Source organism: Acidimicrobiia bacterium (assembly GCA_035471805.1).
Taxonomy (GTDB): domain Bacteria; phylum Actinomycetota; class Acidimicrobiia; order Spongiisociales; family JAHEDJ01; genus JAHEDJ01.
The window spans coordinates 20,039-40,254 of the sequence record DATIPS010000028.1 but is presented as its reverse complement, the minus strand read 5'-3'; the positions used below and the strand labels follow the sequence as shown (position 1 = coordinate 40,254).

Below are 20,216 nucleotides of genomic sequence, written 5' to 3'. Positions count from 1 at the left end.
GCGAACGGACCTCTACGAATGAGCCGGATCGACTCGATCTCTTCCCCTTTCCGAAAGGAAACGATATCAGGGATGGAAGGCGGCCAAATAGGTCGGCCCCGCCCGACCCCTTCGCTGGGTCCCGCTACCGACTCACGGGGGCCCTGGGTTCTGGGTTCTGAGTTCTGCAATATGCCCGGAACCACCGGGTCGGCGGCAGCAGCAACTTCCTCAGGCGCGCCACGGAACCCAGAGCCCGGAACCCAGAACGGTTCTCCGAGATTCACGCCATGTCCCTGATTCGACGTAGTATCTGGCCCCCGTGACCAAACCTCTGATCATCGTTGAGTCGCCCGCAAAGGCGCGCACTATCGCCGGATACCTCGGCGGCGACTTCGCCGTCGCGTCTTCGGTCGGTCACATTCGCGACCTTCCTCGCAACGCCAAGGAGGTCCCCGACAAGCTCAAGGGCAAGCCCTGGGCACGGCTGGGCGTGAACGTCGAGGCCGGGTTCGAGCCGGTCTACGTCGTGACGAAGGAGAAGAAGGAAACGGTCACACAGCTTCGCAAGCTGGTCAAACAGGCCTCCGAGCTGTACCTGGCGACGGACGAGGACCGCGAGGGCGAGTCCATCGCCTGGCATCTGCTCGAAGTGCTGAAGCCGAAGATTCCGGTGCATCGAATGGTCTTCCATGAGATAACCCCCGATGCAATCCGTGCTGCGCTCACCTCCCCGCGTGAGGTCGACAAGCAACTCGTCGATGCCCAGGAAGCACGCCGCATCCTGGATCGCCTGTACGGATACGAAGTCTCGCCGGTCCTCTGGAAGAAGGTGCGCCAGGGCCTATCGGCGGGCCGCGTCCAGAGCGTCGCCACCCGGATAATCGTCGAGCGGGAGCGCGAACGGATGGCCTTCCGCTCAGCTTCATACTGGGGTCTCGATGCCACGTTCGCCGGCGGAGCGGAGAACGGGACATTCGATGCCCCGTTGGTGGCAGTCGACGAGAAGCGGGTTGCCACCGGCAAAGACTTCGACGAAACCGGCCGGGCCCGGCGAGACGACGTGCTGATCCTCGACGAGACCACCGCCAACGAACTGGCCACCGCCCTCACAGGATCGGTTGCCACCGTCAGTTCGGTCGAGCGCAAGCCCTACAAGCGCTCCCCCTATCCGCCGTTTCGAACGTCGACCCTCCAGCAGGAAGCCGGACGCAAGCTCCGCTTCTCTGCCCAGCGGACCATGTCGGTTGCACAACGCCTCTACGAGGGCGGCTACATCACCTATATGCGCACCGATTCGATCACTCTCTCCGAGACTGCGATCGTGGCGGCCAGGGCCCAGATCCAGGATCTCTACGGGCCCAGGTACCTCTCCGAGAAGCCACGAACCTACTCGAAGAAGGTTCGCAACGCCCAGGAAGCCCACGAAGCGATCCGGCCGGCAGGTGATCGATTCCGAACGCCCACGGATGTCTCGAAGGAACTGGAGAACGATCAGGCCCGCCTTTACGAACTGATCTGGAAACGCACGGTTGCTTCTCAGATGGCGGACGCGACCGGCGAGACGCTCCAAGTCCGGCTGACGGCTCCTGCAGGTGATCGCTCGACTGAGTTCAGCACCAGCGGCCGGACGATCACCTTCCCGGGTTTCCTGCGAGCCTATGTCGAGGGATCCGACGACCCGGATGCCGAGCTCGACGATCAGGAGCGACGCCTGCCGGCGCTGGCCGAGGGTGACACGGTGCAGGTCGAGGCGGCGGAAGCCGGCGGGCACGAGACGAAGCCGCCGGCCCGCTTCACGGAGGCCTCCCTCGTTCGGAAGTTGGAAGAACTCGGAGTGGGACGCCCGTCGACCTACGCCTCGATCATCTCAACGATCCTGGACCGCGGATACGTATGGAAACGTGCCACCGCACTCGTGCCGACCTTCACGGCGTTCGCGACGGTGACGCTCCTCGAATCGCATTTCCCGAACCTCGTCGATTACGCGTTCACTGCGCGCATGGAGGACGACCTCGACAAGATCTCGAACGGGGACGAACAGTCCACCCCCTGGCTGTCGAGCTTCTACTTCGGCAACGGGCAGCCCGGTCTGCACGACATGGTCTCTTCGCAGCTGGCCGAGATCGATGCCAGAGCTGTGAACTCGATACCGGTGGGCGTCGACGAGTCCGGCACCGAGATCATCGCCAGGGTCGGACGGTACGGGCCGTATCTCGAACGAGGAGAGGATCGAGCGAGCATCCCCGAGGACCTGGCTCCGGACGAGTTGACCAGGGAGAAGGCCCTCGAGCTGCTGGCGATGCCGAGCGGAGACCGGGTGCTGGGCACCGATCCCGGGACCGGACTGCCGGTCGTGGCCAAGGCAGGCAGATTCGGCCCCTACGTCCAACTCGGTGAGCCGGAAGAGGGATCGAAGGAGAAGCCCAGAACGGCTTCGCTGTTCAAATCGATGTCTCTCGACGATGTCTCGCTCGAGCAGGCACTGCAGCTCCTCACCCTGCCGCGCCTGCTGGGCACCGACCCTACCGACGATGAGCCGGTCGAGGCCCTCAACGGTCGATACGGGCCGTACATCCGCAAGGGCAAGGAATCACGGAGCATCGAGACCGAAGAGGAGCTCTTCACCGTGACACTCGATGATGCGTTGAAGCTGCTCGCAGAGCCGAAGAAGCGCAGGGGCCAGCGAACCGCCGCACCGCTGAAAGAGTTCGGCAACGACCCCTCATCAGGCAAGCCCGTGGTGCTGAAGTCCGGCCGCTATGGGCCCTATGTGACCGACGGTGAGACGAACGCCTCACTCCGAAAAGGCGACGACCCCGAGACTCTCACCGAGGAGCGGGCCTACGAGTTGATCGCCGACCGGAGAGCCAAGCAGGAGAAGAAGTAGGCCGGGGGTCGGGCTGCGTGTTTCCCGAGATTCACCCGACTCTTCGGCTCAGGGTGCCGGGTTCCTGGTTACGAGCCGCTTCCTAACCCGCGTCGCTTCTCGCCAGATCGACGATGAAGTCGAACTGGTCGCTGGTGACGGGCTGCACCGACAACCTCGACCGATTGAGCAGGACCATGCCGGCCAGCTGGGGATGCTCCTTCAACTCGTGGAGCGAAACCAGGCGCGGCAGCTTCTCGACGAACGACACATCAACCATGATCCAGCGCGGATTCTCGGGGTCGGACTTCGGATCGAAATACTTCTGCTCCGGGTCGAACTGGGTGTGATCTACGTACGGCCCGCTGGCGATTTCGGCAATACCGACGACGCCGGGAGGCTTGGCGTTCGAGTGGTAGAAGAGCACCCGATCGCCGATCTGCATCTCGTCCCGCATGAGATTGCGGGCCTGATAGTTGCGAATGCCGTCCCAGTGCTCGGTCCCGTCCCTCTCGAGATCATCGATCGAATACGCATCGGGTTCGGATTTCATAAGCCAGTACCGCATGGCACCATTGATAGCACTTCCAGGATTTTCTCAGCAATACTGTGGCTCCCCACGCGCATCTACATTGCCGAGAAACCGTCGGTTAGAGGATCGTGGCGGCCATCTCGGCGAGTGGACTCCGGATCGACCGCTCCAAAGTCACGTGGCCGAACAACGGGGAACCTTTGAACTTCTCGATCAAGGCCGCCATGCCACCGTACGGCGAGACGTACGGGTTGTCGACCTGAGTCAGGTCACCGCAGAAGATCACCTTCGAACCTCTTCCCATCCGGGTGAGGATCACCTTCAGGGTGGACATCTCGAGGTTCTGCGCCTCGTCGATGATCACGATCTCATCGGTTATCGAGCGCCCACGAAGGAAGGTCACCGCCGCCATCTCCACCTCGTTGCGTTCCAGGAGTTCGTCCACGGCGTCCCGTGCGTCGTCCGAAGACAAATCGCTGAACAGGGCGTGGAGATTGTCGTAGATGGCAGCCATCCACGGTTCGAGCTTCTCCTCGAGATCACCGGGGAGATAGCCGACCTCCTGGCGGCCGACGGCAACCAGCGGCCGGTATACGGCGACCCGCCGATATCGATTCGACTCGACGACCTGCTCAAGCGCGGCTGCGAGAGCAAGGAAAGTCTTGCCCGCCCCGGCCATTCCCATGATGGAAACGGCAGGTACACCTGGGTCGAGGAGAAGGTCCAGCGCAAAGATCTGCTGCATGTTCTTGGGTTCGACCCCGAAAGCACGAGGGTGGCCGTGCACACGGTTGACGACCGTATTGGGAACGGTCTCAACCACTCTGGCCAGCGCCGATTGCGACCCGCATTTGAGCACGGCATATTGGTTGATCATCGCCTCCACGTCGGGCAACGACACCTTGTGGTCGGCAAACAACTGGTCGATGGTGCTCCTCTCAACCGTCACCTCGATGATGCCCGTGTAGAGCTCCTCAACGGGGACCGTGTCGGCTCGATAGTCCTGAACCGGGACCCCCATCTGAGCACCCTTGATCCGCAGGGCCGCGTCCTTCGTAACGAGCACCGGATCTCCGCCGTCGTCAGCCATGTTCAGGCAGGTGGCGAGAATACGATGGTCCGTGGTTCTCGCATCGAACACCTCGGGCAGCCGGGGCGAAACGATCCCGTTCAGCTCAATCCTCAGCAGGCCGCCGCCGGGGAGCGGAACAGGGTCGCGCAAACCACCCTCACGAGAAGCGCCTAGCCGTTCGAGCAGACGCAACGCGGACCGGGCATTTGCGCCAACCTCGTCGTGCCGGATCTTCATGCGATCGAGTTCCTCGATCACCACGAGCGGCAAGATCACCTCATGCTCGTCGAATCGAAGGATCGAGTTGGGATCGGCCAAAACAACGCAGGTGTCCAGGACGTACGAGCGGGTCACGGGGTCAGGGCCTCCTCTGGCGTCACGCTTACTAGCAAACTCGTTCCAGACGGCGATTACAAGGACCCCGCAGGCATTTCGTGCCGGTTCTCAACCGAAGCGATCGGTGTAGGTACACAGATCCGCGACTGACAAGTTGCCGCCGCAGAGCACGAGGACCAGTGTGCCATCGGCTCGCAGGCGGTCGCGCAACCGCCTGGCGGCCGCCAGTGTGCATGCCGCGGCCGGTTCGGTCACCAGCTTCGCCCGCTCAAAGAGAAAAGCCATGGCTTGCACCGCTTCGGCGTCCGACACCACGATCACGTCTTCGAGCCGGTCACGGGCTATCTCGAACGGGACCTCGCCCGCGTACGGCGAGCCGAGGGTCTTGGCGATCGAGGTCGGCGTCATCGTCTGCGGAGATCCGGCCTGCAGCGAACGAGCCATCACGTTCGCTCCCTCGGTCTCCACGCCCCACACCCGCACGTCGGGTCTGAGCCCCTTGATCGCCGACGTGACTCCGGCCATGAACCCACCGCCGCCGATCGACACGATCACATCGGTGGCTTCGGGAACCTGATCGAGGAGTTCGATTCCCAGAGTCCCGTTCCCAGCCATCATGCTGGGATCGTCGAACGGGTGCATAGGACCCCAGCCCTCACCAACCAGCTCTTCGTATCTGATGAAGGCGTCGGCTATCGACGGAGCCAGTTCGACCTGCGCACCGTAACCCCTGGTCGCCTCGAGATAGTTGGCCGGCGTCGTCTCCGGCATCACAATCAGGGCGGGCACACCCAGCCGTCCCGCCGCATAAGCAAGGCCCTGCGCGAAGTTGCCGCCGCTGATACCCACGACGCCGGCGGCCCGGTTCTCATAGGCGAGGAGTTGGTTCACCGCGCCACGCGGCTTGAAACTCCCCGTCTTCTGGAAGAGCTCCAGCTTGAGGGACACGTCCATACCGAGCTCCCTGGTCAGGGTGCGACTGGTCGCTACAGGAGTCTCGACGACGTAGGGAGCAATAGTTCGGCGCGCGGACTCTATCTCGGTGAGTGGAATCATCGGCAGACAGTACCGCGCAAGTGCCTATTCGAGATGCGCAGCCACCGCATAATCGGCGAGGACCGGGCCTTCTCGGGTGAGAACGACGTGCGTCACCGCAGTGTTGGCAGGGACGATGGTATCCAGAACATCAGGCCATCCGACCCCCATATTGCCCAGGGCGTATGCCCTTATGGCTCCACCATGAGAAACGACGGTGATGCGACGCTCTCCATTGGCAGCCACCACCTTCTCAACACCTGCCGTCATCCGCTCGGACAGTTGGGCCCATGTCTCTCCGTCGCCTCCGCGCGGCAGGTCCTCACCCCTTCGGAAGATCCTGTCGGCCAGCTCGGAATCGCCGTCGGCAGTCTGCAGTTCGTCAAAAGTCTTGCCTTCCCACGACCCGAACGAAATCTCGGCAAACTCACTCACCTCGGTTACGCCGTCGGCCGCGATCGCAGCAGCGGTCTCGGCAGCACGCCCCAGCGGGGAGGCAAACACTGATCGCTGAGGCCCGTACCACTTCGCCAGTTTGCCGGCCTGCTCCCGACCGCGATCGTTCAATCCCCAATCCGTCTGGCCCTGAACCAACTGTTGAAGGTTGGCATCGGTCTCGCCGTGACGGACGAAGGTGAGCAGAGGATCACCCTTGTCGAGTTTCTCGAGTGCCCATTCGTTGAGCGGGCCGAGGTGCCCCGTGTCGTTGTAGGTGGCCAGACGAAGGTGGCCGTGAACGTGACGGAAACTGGTCAGGGAGGTGTTGGCGGGGCCGGCGAAAGCCGAAGTCGGCGCTTCGATCTTCCAATGCAACCTGGCCAGGGTCTCGACAATCCCTCCATGCGTGACGACGACCGCCCTGTCACCATCATCCAGTCTCGACTGAAGCGCATCGAGGGCGGCCGAAACACGATCACGAATCTGGAGAATCGTTTCGCCGGTTCGACCCATCGGGACTTCCTGGCCGGTGAAGACGGCGATCAGCTCATCCGAGTAGATCTCCGATATCTCGGAGAACGTCATGCCGTCCCACAGACCCAGATCCATCTCCTTCCACGCCGCATCGACTTCGACCGGCAGACCGAGCGGCGCGGCCGTCTGGTTCGTGCGATCTAGCCCGCTGGTGATGATGAGATCGGGAGGGTTCTTGAGTAGGCGAGCTGCGACGGCCGAAGCCTGCGATTCACCGAGCCTGGTCAGGCGACCGCCGTGACGGCTGCCCTGCCAGATGCCCGCCTCGTTGGCCTCGGATTGTCCATGACGCAGGAAAGTGATCTCCATTGGCAGCAAGGATGCCCGGATTCAACGGTGTGGCCAAACCGGGTCCGGGTGATGCCTACCCGATGAATGCCGATGCGAAGACCAAGCTCACAATCGTCATGACCTTGATGACGATGTTCATCGCGGGACCGGAGGTGTCCTTGAAAGGATCGCCGACCGTGTCGCCGATGACCGCGGCTTTGTGAGCTTCAGAGCCCTTGCCCCCGAAGGCACCCGCCTCGATGAACTTCTTCGCGTTGTCCCAGGCACCACCGGCGTTCGCCATGTAGATGGCGAGAAGGAACCCTGTGACCAGCGCTCCGGCCAGGAAGCCTCCGAGTGCCTCGACGTTGACGAAGCCGATCACCAGCGGGAGGATGATTGCCAGCGAACCGGGCAGCACCATCTCACGCAAGGCGCCTGCCGTGGCGATGTCGACGCATTTGGCGTACTCGGCCTTCACACCTTCTTTCCCCTCCCGGAGACCGGGGATCTCCCGGAACTGTCTGCGCACCTCTTCGATCATCTCGTTGGCCGCCCGACCGACGGCGTTGATCGTCATGCCGGAGAACAAGAATGGGAACATCGCCCCGAGGAACAAACCGATCGTCGTCTCGACGTTCATGATGTTGATCCCGTTGGCCAGCGGGTTGATCACCCCCGACGCTTCAGCCGCATTGCCGACCGCCTGCGTGAACGTGGAAAAGAGCGCCAGGGCGGTAACTGCGGCTGACCCGATGGCAAAGCCTTTCGCCACGGCTGCGGTCGTATTGCCCAGGGAGTCGAGCGCGTCGGTTGCCTGACGGACCTCGGGTGGGAGGTGGGTCATCTCGGCGATACCGCCTGCGTTGTCCGCAATGGGACCGTACGCGTCCACGGCGATCGTGATACCCAGCGTCGCCAGCACGCCGATCGCGGCAATGGCGACGCCGTATATTCCACCGAGGTCGCCGAGGGCCATTTCGCCGGCCCAGTAGGCGCCGCCGATACCCGTAGCCGCCACGATGACCGAGTAGGCGGCCGACCGCTTGCCCTCTGCGATGCCCGACAGAATCACCGTGGCGGGACCGGTTTGTGACTGCCGTGCGATTTCCTTGACCGTCTTGTAGTGGTCGGATGTGTAGATCTCGGAGATCTTGCCGATCGTGAATCCAACCAGCAGTCCGATCGCTACAGAAAGGAACAACCCGAGCGGGTTCACACCCTCGATCGATCCGAACATCAAATATGAGAGACCGAGCACGCCGGCCGCCGCCAGGATCATCGCCGTGTTGGTGCCCCGGTGGAGGGCGGGTGCGAGGTCGGAGTCGGACTTGGGCTTGACGAGGAATGACCCGATGATCGAGGCGAGCATCCCGACCGCCCCAACGGCGAGCGGGAAGATGACTGCTTCCGCCTGGTAGGCGGCCCCCGTGAAGGCGAGAGCCGCGAAGGCGATCGGCGCGACCAGCGAGCCGATATACGATTCGAAAAGATCCGCACCCATCCCGGCCACGTCGCCGACGTTGTCGCCCACGTTGTCTGCAATGGTGGCAGGGTTGCGAGGATCGTCTTCCGGAATGCCGGCCTCGACCTTGCCGACCAGATCCGCTCCTACATCGGCCGCCTTCGTGTAGATCCCGCCTCCCACACGGGCGAACAGGGCGATAGACGACCCTCCGAGTCCGATCGCTGCGACGATCTCTGCGCCGCGTCCGACCTCGAATCCGCTCAGCTCAACGAAGATCAGGTAGCCGAGGGCCACACCCAGAAGTCCGAAGCCGGCAACTGTGAATCCCATCACCGCACCGCCGCGGAAGGCGAGGGGAAGCGCCTTGACTATGCCGCCGGTGCGGGCCGCTTCCGTGGTTCTGGCGTTGGCCGCCGTGGCGATTCTCATTCCCACGAAACCGGCTCCGCCCGATAGCAATGCGCCGGAGAGGTAAGCCAGCGCCCGCAGCCAGCCGTCGTCCAGAAGGAATCCAATCAAGAGGAACATGACAGTCACGAAGACCGCCACCCAGGTGTACTCACGCTTCAGGAAGGCCATCGCCCCGGCTCTGATGTTCGAGGAGATCTCGATCATCTGCTCGTTTCCCTGACTCATCGCCAGCACGCGTCGGGCGAAAAAGGCGGCTAGCCCCAACGCTGCGAGCCCCATGACCACCGCGGACCAAAGAAAGAACGTGTTCATAAGAATTTCACTCCCGTACAACCAAGCTGGGCGGGAGTATAAAGGTGGGCCAGCGGCGCCAAACCGCCAGGCCCGGTTTTCCCGGCAATACTGTTGATCTGGGCCAACAAGAGCATTGCCGAGAAAGTGCGATGAGGTTTCTCAGCAATACTGTGGTTCCTCACGCGCACCAGTATTGCTGAGAAAACGTCAGTCCCGCACCGTCTCCGATAGGGGGCGGCGACGCAGAAGCGCCCGCTTGATGGCGTCGATTCCGAGGAACGGCAGAACAGTCAATGCGAGGATCACCGGCCAGTCGGTCAACTCGATCGGCACGGTCTCGAATAGCCGGTTGCCGATTGGCAGATAAACGACCAGCAGGTGCAGCACGAGAGAACCGGCCACCCCCCACGTGAGCACCCGGTTCCCGCCGAAGCCTATCTTCCAGACGGTCGTTCCCTGCGCACGGATGTTGTAGATGTGCGCCAGTTGTGCCGTCACCAGCGTCGTGAACACAAGCGTCCGCACATACTCCCACTCCGCCTCCCGCACGTAGTGGGCCCAGACGAGTGCCCCGAGTGCGCCGGCAGCCAGAAACCCGCCCTGCCACAGCAACCGCATCTGATGGGGGACACTGAGGATGTTGCGCCGCTCATCCGGCGACTGCTCCATCAAACCCGGCACCGGCGGGTCGATACCCAATGCGAGCGCAGGCAACCCGTCGGTGACCAGGTTGATCCACAGCAACTGGGTCGCGAGCAGGGGTTCGCCCAGGGCTCCGAAGAACAAGAACCCCAGGAACATCACCAGTACTTCCGAGACGTTGGCGCTGAGCAGGAAATAGACGACCTTCTTCAGGTTCGAGAAGATCGCCCTGCCCTCCGATACCGCCCGGATGATGGTGGCGAAGTTGTCATCGGCCAGCACCATGTCGGCGGCCTCCTTGGCCACATCGGTGCCGGTACCCATCGCCACTCCGATGTCCGCCGCCTGCAAGGCCGGCGCATCGTTGACGCCGTCGCCGGTCATGGCAACGATGGCCCCCGTGGACTTCCAGGACCTGACGATCTTGACCTTGTCTGCCGGGTCAACCCGGGCGAAGACTCCGATGTCTGCAACGATGGCATCGAGTTGCTCCTGCTCCATCGACCGCAACTCCGTACCCGCCAGAGCCGCCCGCCCCTCCAGCAAACCGAGATCGTCTGCGATGGCTTTGGCGGTCACCACGTGATCGCCGGTGACCATGACCACCCGCACGCCGGCTGATCGGGCATCATCGATCGCACCGCGGGTTTCGGGTCGCAGCTCATCGCTCATCCCGGCCAAGGCGACGAATACCAGGTCGTGGTCGGCGGCCGCCAGGTCGGACGGAGCCTGTTCCATCAGGCGGTATGCGAACCCGAGCGTGCGGAGTCCCTTCGCCGCGAACCCGGTCGCAGTGCCCATCGCCGCGTGAAGCCGTTCGGCATCCAGTTCAACCGGACCGTCGCGCTGCTCGAACGAAGTACATCGGCTCAATACGACCTCCGGTGCTCCCTTGACCGCGATCAGGAATCGCTCGCCGGCCGGGTGGAGAGTGGTCATCATCTTCCGTGAGGAGTCGAAAGCAACCTCGTCCAGTCGGGGGTTGGCAGCTCGCACATCGTCCACACGGAGAATCGTCGGGTCGATCGAACGGAGGAGGGCAACCTCGGTCGGATCGCCGAGGTATCCGTCGGACACCTTCCGTGCGTCGCTGCAGAGGGCGGCGATCTGTGCATACCGCCAGACCCTCCCGTCGGCCCCCTCCGCCTCCGCCGGCACTGTGTGAAGGTCGGCGAACTCGAGCGCCTGCACCCGCATTTCGTTCCGGGTCAAAGTACCCGTCTTGTCGGTGCAAATCACCGAGGCGGCCCCGAGAGCCTCCACGGCGGGAAGCCGGCGAACGATGGCGTTGTTCTTCGCCATCGTCTGCACCCCCCTGGCCAGAGTCACCGTGACAACGGCCGGTAGACCTTCGGGAATGGCGGCGACCGCCAGCGCCACTGCAATCAGGAAGACGGTCTGCACCGTCTCCATCGATTGGTCGCGAGCCATGCCGAGCAGGAAGATGACAACGGCGATGCCCAGCGTGATCCAGGCGATCCGGCGACCAACGCGAGCCAGCTCGATGGAGAGCGGCGACGGATGATCCTCCGGGTCGAGCAGTTCGGCGATCTTTCCCATTTCGGTTGAGGGGCCTGTTGCCGTGCATATCGCGTGACCGCGTCCCGCCGCGATCACCGTTCCTGCGAACACCATCGAGCGCCGGTCGCCCGTTCCTGCATCGGCAGCGACGGGCTCGAGGGTCTTCGAAACCGGCAGGCTCTCACCAGTGAGAGTCCCCTCTTCGCTCTGAAGATGAACGGCCCGAACCACGCGAGCGTCTGCCGCCACCTTGTCGCCCGCCTCCATCACCAGCAGGTCACCGGGGACGACCTCGGTTGCCGGAATGTCGATCTCTGACCCGCCGCGCACGACGAGTGCTGTGGGAGCCGCCATCTCCCTGAGCCTTGCCAGGGCATCCTCGGCGCGAACCTCTTGCGTGTATCCGATAACTGCGTTGAGTGCCACGATCGCAAGGATCACCCCGGCATCGATCCACTCCTGAAGCAATGCACCGCTGACCACGGCCGCAACCAGCAGCACGAAGATGAGCATGTCGCTGAACTGCGAAACCAGTATCCGCCATCGGCCGGGCCCCTTGCTCTCCCCGAGTTCGTTGGGACCAACCTCTTCGAGGCGTCGGGCGGCTTCGTCGAAAGCCAATCCGGCACGGATGTCCGTCTTCAATCCGGCCACCACGTTTTCGATACTCAAGGCATGCCATTCGGCCATCCCATCAAGCTACTTCATCGCGTCGGATCCCCGGCAGCGGAGGAACCCAACAGCCCTACCGGATCGAACTCGGCGGCAGAGACGGCGGCAACGGTGATTGATCCCAGCCCCAGCACATTCACCTCGACCGCCACCTCTACGCGGACGACGCGGGACCTCCACGAGGCGTCGGTTTCGCACCCTGTGCATTCGATCAGAGTCCCCCCGTTGGCGGTCGCAAACCTGGCGGCCTCCTCGATCGCCGATCCGCTCGCTCCGAACGGCCTGAAGGTCACCGGTGCAGCAGCGAGCGCCGCCGAATCTGCCGCCACTTGAACCGTTTCACGGGCGAGTTGAATCTGTGCCAGCCCACCGATGCAGGCGGCCAGCACGGCCATCAGTCCGATCACCGCCGCCAGCACGACGGTCACCGAACCATCGTCACCCTTCACAACTCGACGCGCATCACCGATCGAGCCGACAGGTCGACAGGCACCCCGCCGAAGATGACTGCAGCCAGATGATGGGTGAGCGACAGACGGACAACGGCTTCCCGGCCGACCACGGCAGGGCGCTCGACCGTCACCATCACGTCTCGGGCCAGCCCATCGTTCAAGGCTCCGCGCACTGCGTCGACGGCCACAGCAGGGTCGGGATTGGTGGCGGCTATCCGTGCACCGTGCCTGGCTGCACCCAGCAACTCGAGCTGAACCCGTGCCACCACCGCCACCTCCACCAGAGCGACCAGCACCAGCAGAACGACCGGGATGACGAGGGCGAACTCAACCGTCGCCGAGCCCCGCTCGACTGCCATCGTTCTGCGCATCACCGAACGAATCCGATGACCTTGTTGATCACAGAAGAGAAAAAGGACGGGATCAAACTGGATCCTCCGATCCAACCGACCAGCGCCATGGCAAGCGTCGCCGCAGCAAGAAACACCAGCACATACTCCACGGTGCTCTGTCCGTCTTCCATCGTGACTCTCATCCACATGGGTGAGTTCCTTTCACGCAATCCGGCAAATTGCCGGGCGCCGGACTCCGGCCGGCTCCGGGGGGAAATCCTCAGGGCAACAAGGGACCGAGCATCCTTTGAATCGACCCGACCGCGGCGGGACCGGCTGTGAGCAGAAGGAAGCCGGGGAGCACGAGCAGCGCCAGCGGGATCGTCATTCTGACCGGTAGCTTTCTGGCCGACTCGATCCGAGCCGCCCGCCGCGTTTCTCGCTCCTCGGCGGCGAAAGCGGCCACCGTTGCCGCCAGAGGGGCACCGCTCACCTGCGCTCGAGCCAATCGGTCAAAGAGCGGCGCGGCATCACCCTTCGATCTGCCCAGCGCAGCTGCCAGTCCGAGGTAGCGAGCATCTCGCAGAAGCCTTTCCAACTCTGCTCGCTCTCCTGCTCCGACGGCTGCCCGCGCCGTCTCCAGCGATCCCTGCAGGCTGAGTCCGGCTGCAGCACCTACCACCAGGGCGCCTGCGATGGCCTGCATGTCGACCGCGGGGTGTCCATCAGACGGTCTACGCAAAGCGAATGCAACCCACACAGCCGCGCACGCAAGACCAACGGCAAGATCCAGGCCGAGCACCACGACGAGCGACGCGGCAGCGAACGCAAGCCGCTCCCCGGCGCTTCTACGCAGCAGGGAGAAGGCACAGGCAGCCGCCGCCACCGTCACCGTCACCATCAAACCCTCTCCGCCAGATGGACCATTCGCCAGATCGACAGGAGACCGGCTGCGATCAGGACGAACCCGGCAGCCAGGAACCAGAGGGTCACCGACCCTCCGGAGGTGAGCGCATCCATACGGCCGGTCGCGGCGAGAATCACCAGGAGAATCAGCGGCAGCACGGCGATGACGGCCGCCGACATCCGCACCTGGGCGGTCGCGACGCGCCGCTCGTTGGACATCTCGTGTTCGTCTGATGCCAGAAGCGCGATCGCCTCGAATGTGTCAGCCACCCGCCCGCCGCTCTCCCCTGCAATGCGAACGGCGTTGGCCGCGGCGCGGCCCACGAGCGGCAGGCACGCTTCGACCGCAGTGGCGAGTTCATCAAACGGGCGGCCGATCCGGCAGGCGCGCGCCAGCCTGTGCTCGTCGATGTCTCGCGCCGAGGTTTCGAGAGCTCTCCTCAGAGACGAACCGCTTCGCAACTCGTCGGCCATACCCCGGCAGAACCGGATATCGACCGACCATCGAGCAGCCGAATCTCGTCTCAGAACGAACAGCGCCAGCAAGCAGAGAATCCCGAACCACGGTTCCACCATGGAGGCCACGGCGACTCCGACGATCACCCACGGCACGCCCACCGCGACGGCGATTCCGGTCATGATCGCTCCGGTCATGACCGGTAGACCTCCTCGAGCCTCTCCCCATCGATATGGACGATCGAGATGATTCGACGCTTGGATCGATCTCTTCCCATCTGAACGATGACGTCGACGGCGGCCCACAGTTGAGTCCGGATGGTCCGGGCGTCGAATCCGCCGCCACCCATCAGCGCCAGCGTCTCCAGACGCAGGAGTGCCTCTTCCGGACTGTTGGCGTGCACGGTCGCCATCGAGCCTCGATGTCCGGTGTTGAGTGCACCGACGAGGTCGAGCGCTTCAGGGCCCCGCACCTCACCCACGATGATCCGGTCGGGTCGAAGCCGCAAAGCGACCCGGACGAGATGGCGAAGGGTGACTTCTCCACGGCCCTCGGCGTTGGCCGGCCGCGACTCGAGACGCACCACGTGACCGGACGGTGCGAGTTCGGCGGCGTCTTCCACGGTCACAACCCTCTCCTCGGACGGGATCGCCCGGGACAGGACGTTCAGCAGGGTGGTCTTGCCCGTCCCGGTGCCGCCTGCCACCAGGACACTCTGCCTCCGGATCACGGCGTCGTGGAGAAGCTCGACCCCCCTTTGATCTACGGCTCCGGAAGCGACGAGATCATCCAGGCTTCCGACCGCTTGCGTGAATCGGCGGATCGCGACGACGGGCCCGTCCACTGCAATCGGGGAAATCGTTGCGTGCAGCCTGCTGCCGTCGGGCAACCGTGCGTCGACGGTCGGAGAGGCCAGATCGAGACGTAGTCCAAGAGGTCCGATGATCCGCTCGACGGCGGCCGCTATGTCGTCGCCGTCTTTGAATCGGACGGTGGTCTTCTCGAGCCGACCGTCACGTTCTATCCAGACATCATCCGGAGAGTTGACCAGAACGTCCGACACGCGATCGTCTCGCAACAGCGGTTCAATCGGCCCCATGCCGATCAGCGCATCGATCACCAGCTCAGCCGTGCCGGGTGGTGCGAGCGGCGCCTCTTCTCTCAAGAGATCCGGGATGGCGCTCTGGAGCCCTGCTCGGTCGAGCGGGACGTTCGAATCGATGACCCCGGCTACCAGTCGCTCGATCAGCTCCATGAGTGCTCCCATACGGGCCGCCAGGCTCGTACCCACCGGTTCCGGGCCGGCACAGAACCGTGCAGGAGGCTTCGCACGGTGCCGCCGCCGGGGCGGGGTATCTCTATCCCTTCAAGGCCGCGTTCGGCATAGAAACCGGTTCTCTGGAAGACGCAGAAGCGATCCGGCGAGGGACTGAGGGCGCCGGGCAGCAACGGGTATACAGGAACGACCGGAGCGAACAGGCCGGCGTCGGAGGGGCTGCGCAACACGACGTACGGCCATCCCTCGATCAGCGCCCGCACCACCGCCTCTGCCTCGCCGGGGTCCACGCCCCCATTGGCCAGCACCGCCGGGCCACCTGCATGTGGACGGAGATCATCCCGGCGCGGGCCCGAGCGAACCAGCTCAGCCAGTGACCCCGTACCACCGAACGAAGGTCCATTCGGATCCAGATCGATCAGCAAACAGGTTCCGGCCGCGGCCGCCAGCCCGATCGGAGCCAGGACAGACAGAAGCCCGTCACCTCGAGTCCATATGGTCAATGCCGTCACGAAACCTCGCTGCTCGACACCGAAAACGTATGAGGCACCGCAGGCACATACAACCCCTTGTCAAGCCATGGTTTTCATGGCTGAATGGAGGGTCCGGCCATCGCGTCGACGGACCGACAGGCGATCGACGATCCCGATCACGGGCCGGGCGCGCTGCACATGGCCCGTGCTGATGGCTCATCGCTTACAATCTCAAGCGGTGATCGACAAACACACACCATCAGGCGGGATGTCCGAACCGCCGCACGCCGCGGCGTTCTTCGACCTCGACAAGACGATCATCGCCAAGTCGTCGACCCTCGCGTTCGGGCGCCCCCTCTACAAAGCAGGCCTGCTCAACCGGCGCGCGCTGCTCAAAGCCGGGATCGCCCAGATCGTCTATGTGATGGTGGGGGCCGATCACGACCAGATGGAGAAGGTGCGGGAGCAGCTCCTGGCGCTGACGAAGGGGTGGGATCGCGTCCAGGTCGGCGAACTGGTGCGAGAGACCGTGGACGAGATCGTGGCCCCACTCGTGTATGCCGAGGCGCTGGCCATCATCGATGAGCACCACCGGGCAGGACGCAAAGTCGTGATCATCTCCTCGAGCCCGGAGGAGGTGGTACGCCCCCTGGCCGTCTACCTGGGAGTCGACGACGTAATCGCCTCACGCTCGAAGTCCGGCCCGGACGGGCGCTATACGGGTGAGCTCGAGTTCTACGCCTACGGACCGGGAAAAGCAGAGGCAATCCTCGAACTGGCGGAGCGAGAGGGCCTGAACCTGGAGGATTCCTACGCCTATTCGGACTCGATCACGGACCTGCCGATGCTGGAAACGGTCGGACACCCGGTGGTCGTGAATCCGGACAAGGAGCTGGAAGAGATCGCGTCGGACCGCGACTGGCTCGTGATGGAGTTCGACCGGCCGGTGACACTGCGAACTCGGCTGGCAACCCTTCCGAAGCCGGTACCGGTGATCTCTGGAGCTGCATTAGCCGGTGCGATCGGCTCGGTCGCCATCTGGTGGGCGCTGCGCACACGCAGAAAATCCTCCTGGCTCAGTCGTCTGTAACCTCTCGACATCGTGGGAGAGGGTCCATTGAGCAGCAGCGAGCAGAAACTCGGCAAGAACTACTGGACCCTGCTGACGTCCAGCGTCGTCTCCAATTTCGGCGACGGCATCTCCACCGTCGCCTATCCGTGGCTCGCATCGGCGGTGACCCGTGATCCGCTGCAGATAGCCCTCATCGGTGTCGCCACCCGCATTCCCTGGCTGGTCTTCACGCTCCCGGCCGGCGTCATCGCAGATCGGGTCGATAGACGGAAGCTGGTCGCCTGGACGGACACCTTCCGATTCGCTCTGACACTGGCGGTTGCGTTCGTTGTGTTGCTGGCCGGCTCCGACCTGGCCGCCCCCGACGCGATCGCAGCCGGGACATCGGCGACCCCGGAGCGCGCCGGATTGCTGCTCGGCGTGCTCTATGCGTCGGCGCTGTTGTTTGGATTCGCCGAGGTGCTGCGTGACAACGCCGCCCAGACGTTGATGCCGTCGATCGTCGACAAGGCACTGCTCGAGAAGGCCAACGGACGGATGTGGGGCGGCGAGATGGTCATGAACTCCTTGCTCGGCCCCGTGCTCGGCGGATTCATCATCGCCGTCGCGTTCTCTCTCCCCTTCTTCGTTGACGCCGTCACCTTCGCCGTCTCGGCCGCGCTCCTCTTCACCCTGCGCGGATCGTTCGTCGTCGAGCAGGCTGTGGACCGGCCGTCGTTCATCGGTCAGATCAAGGAAGGACTGGCCTGGCTCTGGAAACACCGTCTGCTACGAGTGATGGGGATCATCCTCGGCGTGATGAACGCCATGTTCTCGATGGCACTCGCCACCTATGTGCTGTTCGTCCAGGAGATCCTCGAACTCGACGCATCCCAGTTCGGACTGTTGATGACCTCCGGTGCTGTTGGAGGTGTAATAGGAAGCTTCACTGCTCCCCGCGTGAGCAAAGCCATCGGCCCGGGGTCTTCCCTCTTTCTCACGCTCCTCGGGTCCGGGGTCACCCTCGTACTGACCGGGGTCACCTCCAGCTGGATCGTCGTGTGGGTCATGTTCTTCGTGGGGAGCTTTCTGGCGGTGCTGTGGAATGTGATTACCGTCTCACTGCGCCAGACGATCATCCCCGACGAACTCCTCGGAAGGGTCAATAGCGTCTACCGCTTCCTTGCCTGGGGGATGATGCCGCTGGGGATGCTGGCCGGAGGGGCGATAGTCACGCTGGTGGAGGGCGTGTGGTCCCGCGACCTTGCACTGCGCATGCCCTTCTATGTTGGAGGAGTCGTCTACGCGTTGCTTTTCCTGGCGGCCCTGCCCGTCCTCAACACGCGTCAGATAGAGCGGGCAAGAGAGGAAGCCGAGGTTCGCTCTCCCGATCAGGTCTGATCGGGCGACCCGTCCGGTTCAGAACGTCGCAGCTTCGGATAGTCGGCCAGCGCCCACCACGCGAGCAGCGACAGCGACGAGGCACCGAGGGCGAGAGCCGCCCAACCCCAGCGTTCGGTAGCAGCGTCGAGAGCGACGACTCGGTCCTCCTGCCCTGCAGCCGCCTCATCGAGCAGCACCGCAGGGTCGACTCCGAGCTCGACCAGCGCCACTCGCCTGGACAGATTCGAGGATCCGTCCGCCCAGATGGCCTCGAAGATCACAACGAGGTCGGCACGCTCTGTGAGCGCAGTACCCGCATACTCTCCCTCACCTCGATTCATCAGGGTCACGATGGAGCGATCGTCACCGGGGTCCACCAGGTGGGCGACGACGGTCGCCGGCGCGCCATCGACCACAACCGAGATGGTCACCTCGATCTCACCGCTGGAGACTGCCACCGCATCGGCGGAGGCAGGGCCGAAGACGCCGCCGACCTCAATGACTAGAAACGCGACCGAAACGAGGGTCTTCATACTCCGACTGTATCGACGCGGCCGGACAATCGGTAGCCTGACGCTATGAGTGAGTCTGCCGGATCGGTCCGCGTGGTGCACGGGGACCTCACAGAACAGGACGTGGACGTCGTCGTCAACGCGGCCAACGAGCAACTCGCTCACGGCGGCGGGGTGGCGGCGGCGCTCGTGCGTGCCGGTGGCCGGGTCGTGCAGGAAGAGTCCAACGACTGGATCCGCCGCAACGGCCCGCTCACCTCCGGCAGTGCCGCGATCACCCGGGCGGGTGCGATGCCGGCCGGGTGGATCGTCCATGTGGTCGGACCCCGATACCGTCGCGGGGGGAACAACGTGGAGCTCCTCCGGGCCGCCGTGTCGGCGGCACTGGCCGCGACTGCGGATATCGGCGCGCGGACGGTGGCAATGCCCGCTATTTCGGCGGGAATCTTTGGATACCCGCTGGAAGAGGCGACGGCGGTGATCGCCGATGCTTGCCGTCGCTGGTTGGACGGACACCCGGGGGCCATCGACGAAGTGCGGCTCGTTGGATACGACACCGCGACCGTTGCAGCTTTCGAGAAGGCCGTGTCGTGACCGAGGGACGGGTATCCAGGGTCTTCCGCCGTGCCTCGGACAAATGGGATCGGGGCCGGGTACCGCCCGCCTTCGACGCGGGGACGATCTGGGAGAGGATCCAGCAGGGGAGCAACCACATCGGTGCCCGACGGCGAATCATCACCCACCTGGCAGATTCCCTCCTCGTCGAGGAAACCCTGGCGCTGGCGGAGGCAGGGTTCGTCGGTTCCTGGCACGGGAGCTTGTCTTTGACGGCCCCGCCCGAACCGACCTGGACCGCCTACTCGTTCGCCATCGGAGACGCAGAGCCCGTCAGCTACACCTGTGAGGACGAGACGACGATCCCCCGCTTCGCGCTGTATCCGGTTCTGGTGCGAATCCCATTCGAAGCAGGCCACCTCAAGGCGATCAGGGTTCTGGACGACCGGACGGGGCGCGCCGCCGATGAATCGCATCTCGTGTCCGTCGGCTGGGATGAGGCCATCAACGGGCAGTGGTGGCGGATCGATCAGTATCACGAAGGCGAGAAGAGAGCGGCCTACTGGCTCGATGCGCAGCACCGCCTGATGCGTTCGGACTGGGAGGGAGCAGTTCTCGTGGTCGCCGAGTCGCGGGCGGCGGGCCTGGGGGATCTGGCCGACGTGCTGGACCCGATCTTCGGCGGCATGAGGGAAGAAGATCCCGCCCCGCAGTGAGGAGCGCCGGCCATGACACGAACGGAGCCT

19 protein-coding genes are annotated in these 20,216 nt (G+C 63.9%); 5 read left to right on the top strand and 14 right to left on the bottom strand.

The features are described 5' to 3' along the window. Positions 1–301 precede the first annotated feature (301 nt). Positions 302–2,869 (top strand): type I DNA topoisomerase, encoded by a 2,568-nt coding sequence (topA, locus tag VLT15_06305; protein ID HSR44825.1) that lies wholly within the window; start codon positions 302–304, stop codon positions 2,867–2,869. An 82-nt stretch (positions 2,870–2,951) separates the two neighbouring features. Here topA and VLT15_06300 read toward each other — a convergent pair whose 3' ends face one another. The 13 genes from VLT15_06300 to VLT15_06240 all read right to left on the bottom strand — a co-directional run bounded on the left by VLT15_06300 (position 2,952) and on the right by VLT15_06240 (position 16,008). After that, a complete protein-coding gene (locus tag VLT15_06300) occupies positions 2,952–3,416 on the bottom strand; it encodes an EVE domain-containing protein (GenBank protein HSR44824.1) in 465 nt (154 codons plus the stop codon). Positions 3,417–3,498: 82 nt separating this feature from the next. Further along, a complete protein-coding gene (locus tag VLT15_06295) occupies positions 3,499–4,806 on the bottom strand; it encodes a PhoH family protein (GenBank protein ID HSR44823.1) in 1,308 nt (435 codons plus the stop codon). A 90-nt stretch (positions 4,807–4,896) separates the two neighbouring features. Further along, the gene (locus tag VLT15_06290; GenBank protein ID HSR44822.1) at positions 4,897–5,844 is read right to left on the bottom strand and encodes a threonine/serine dehydratase; all 948 of its coding nucleotides are present in this window, start codon (positions 5,842–5,844) and stop codon (positions 4,897–4,899) included. 24 nt (positions 5,845–5,868) lie between these two features. Then, positions 5,869–7,104, bottom strand: a complete 1,236-nt coding sequence (locus VLT15_06285; GenBank protein HSR44821.1) for a histidine phosphatase family protein — start codon at positions 7,102–7,104, stop codon at positions 5,869–5,871. A gap of 55 nt (positions 7,105–7,159) precedes the next feature. Next, entirely contained in the window at positions 7,160–9,256 is a 2,097-nt protein-coding gene (locus tag VLT15_06280; protein ID HSR44820.1) for a sodium-translocating pyrophosphatase, read from the bottom strand. Positions 9,257–9,445: 189 nt separating this feature from the next. Continuing rightward, entirely contained in the window at positions 9,446–12,091 is a 2,646-nt protein-coding gene (locus tag VLT15_06275; protein ID HSR44819.1) for a cation-translocating P-type ATPase, read from the bottom strand. Positions 12,092–12,105: 14 nt separating this feature from the next. Continuing rightward, on the bottom strand, positions 12,106–12,501 hold the full coding sequence (locus VLT15_06270; GenBank protein ID HSR44818.1) for a hypothetical protein: 396 nt from the start codon (positions 12,499–12,501) through the stop codon (positions 12,106–12,108). Between the two features lie 17 nt (positions 12,502–12,518). Further along, a complete protein-coding gene (locus VLT15_06265; GenBank protein HSR44817.1) occupies positions 12,519–12,896 on the bottom strand; it encodes a TadE/TadG family type IV pilus assembly protein in 378 nt (125 codons plus the stop codon). Next, positions 12,896–13,048 carry a DUF4244 domain-containing protein gene (locus VLT15_06260; GenBank protein ID HSR44816.1) on the bottom strand — a complete coding sequence of 51 codons (153 nt, stop codon included), beginning with the start codon at positions 13,046–13,048 and terminating at the stop codon, positions 12,896–12,898. The genes VLT15_06265 and VLT15_06260 overlap by 1 nt, the downstream gene beginning before the upstream one ends. A gap of 89 nt (positions 13,049–13,137) precedes the next feature. Beyond that, the gene (locus VLT15_06255) at positions 13,138–13,755 is read right to left on the bottom strand and encodes a type II secretion system F family protein (protein ID HSR44815.1); all 618 of its coding nucleotides are present in this window, start codon (positions 13,753–13,755) and stop codon (positions 13,138–13,140) included. Between the two features lie 2 nt (positions 13,756–13,757). Beyond that, on the bottom strand, positions 13,758–14,417 hold the full coding sequence (locus VLT15_06250) for a type II secretion system F family protein (protein ID HSR44814.1): 660 nt from the start codon (positions 14,415–14,417) through the stop codon (positions 13,758–13,760). Then, positions 14,414–15,475 carry an ATPase, T2SS/T4P/T4SS family gene (locus VLT15_06245; protein ID HSR44813.1) on the bottom strand — a complete coding sequence of 354 codons (1,062 nt, stop codon included), beginning with the start codon at positions 15,473–15,475 and terminating at the stop codon, positions 14,414–14,416. The genes VLT15_06250 and VLT15_06245 overlap by 4 nt, the downstream gene beginning before the upstream one ends. Beyond that, positions 15,466–16,008 carry a hypothetical protein gene (locus tag VLT15_06240; GenBank protein HSR44812.1) on the bottom strand — a complete coding sequence of 181 codons (543 nt, stop codon included), beginning with the start codon at positions 16,006–16,008 and terminating at the stop codon, positions 15,466–15,468. Before VLT15_06240 ends, VLT15_06245 begins: the two co-directional genes overlap by 10 nt. Positions 16,009–16,237: 229 nt before the next feature. On the opposite strand from VLT15_06240, the gene VLT15_06235 reads away from it, so the two are divergent. Both VLT15_06235 and VLT15_06230 read left to right on the top strand, forming a co-directional pair. Continuing rightward, positions 16,238–17,059 carry an HAD-IB family hydrolase gene (locus tag VLT15_06235; protein ID HSR44811.1) on the top strand — a complete coding sequence of 274 codons (822 nt, stop codon included), beginning with the start codon at positions 16,238–16,240 and terminating at the stop codon, positions 17,057–17,059. Positions 17,060–17,086: 27 nt separating this feature from the next. After that, complete coding sequence (locus VLT15_06230) at positions 17,087–18,421, top strand: MFS transporter (protein HSR44810.1); 1,335 nt, start codon at positions 17,087–17,089, stop codon at positions 18,419–18,421. Here VLT15_06230 and VLT15_06225 read toward each other — a convergent pair. Further along, a complete protein-coding gene (locus VLT15_06225; protein ID HSR44809.1) occupies positions 18,412–18,936 on the bottom strand; it encodes a hypothetical protein in 525 nt (174 codons plus the stop codon). The genes VLT15_06230 and VLT15_06225 overlap by 10 nt on opposite strands. Positions 18,937–18,981: 45 nt before the next feature. Between VLT15_06225 and VLT15_06220 the strand changes: the two genes are divergently transcribed. Both VLT15_06220 and VLT15_06215 read left to right on the top strand, forming a co-directional pair. Next, positions 18,982–19,509 (top strand): macro domain-containing protein, encoded by a 528-nt coding sequence (locus VLT15_06220; GenBank protein ID HSR44808.1) that lies wholly within the window; start codon positions 18,982–18,984, stop codon positions 19,507–19,509. Beyond that, positions 19,506–20,186, top strand: coding sequence for a hypothetical protein (locus VLT15_06215; protein ID HSR44807.1), 681 nt, complete (start codon positions 19,506–19,508; stop codon positions 20,184–20,186). The genes VLT15_06220 and VLT15_06215 overlap by 4 nt, the downstream gene beginning before the upstream one ends. The last annotated feature ends 30 nt before the right edge of the window (positions 20,187–20,216 follow it).

Bases quoted from the DNA above. Each gene is read 5' to 3' on its own strand.
- VLT15_06300 (HSR44824.1), bottom strand. From the start codon at position 3,416: ATGCGGTACTGGCTTATGAAATCCGAACCCGATGCGTATTCGATCGAT.
- VLT15_06290 (HSR44822.1), bottom strand. From the start codon at position 5,844: ATGATTCCACTCACCGAGATAGAGTCCGCGCGCCGAACTATTGCTCCC.
- VLT15_06285 (HSR44821.1), bottom strand. From the start codon at position 7,104: ATGGAGATCACTTTCCTGCGTCATGGACAATCCGAGGCCAACGAGGCG.
- VLT15_06280 (HSR44820.1), bottom strand. From the start codon at position 9,256: ATGAACACGTTCTTTCTTTGGTCCGCGGTGGTCATGGGGCTCGCAGCG.
- VLT15_06275 (HSR44819.1), bottom strand. From the start codon at position 12,091: ATGGCCGAATGGCATGCCTTGAGTATCGAAAACGTGGTGGCCGGATTG.
- VLT15_06265 (HSR44817.1), bottom strand. From the start codon at position 12,896: ATGCGCAGAACGATGGCAGTCGAGCGGGGCTCGGCGACGGTTGAGTTC.
- VLT15_06260 (HSR44816.1), bottom strand. From the start codon at position 13,048: ATGGAAGACGGACAGAGCACCGTGGAGTATGTGCTGGTGTTTCTTGCT.
- VLT15_06250 (HSR44814.1), bottom strand. From the start codon at position 14,417: ATGACCGGAGCGATCATGACCGGAATCGCCGTCGCGGTGGGCGTGCCG.
- VLT15_06245 (HSR44813.1), bottom strand. From the start codon at position 15,475: ATGGAGCTGATCGAGCGACTGGTAGCCGGGGTCATCGATTCGAACGTC.
- VLT15_06235 (HSR44811.1), top strand. From the start codon at position 16,238: ATGTCCGAACCGCCGCACGCCGCGGCGTTCTTCGACCTCGACAAGACG.
- VLT15_06225 (HSR44809.1), bottom strand. From the start codon at position 18,936: ATGAAGACCCTCGTTTCGGTCGCGTTTCTAGTCATTGAGGTCGGCGGC.
- VLT15_06220 (HSR44808.1), top strand. From the start codon at position 18,982: ATGAGTGAGTCTGCCGGATCGGTCCGCGTGGTGCACGGGGACCTCACA.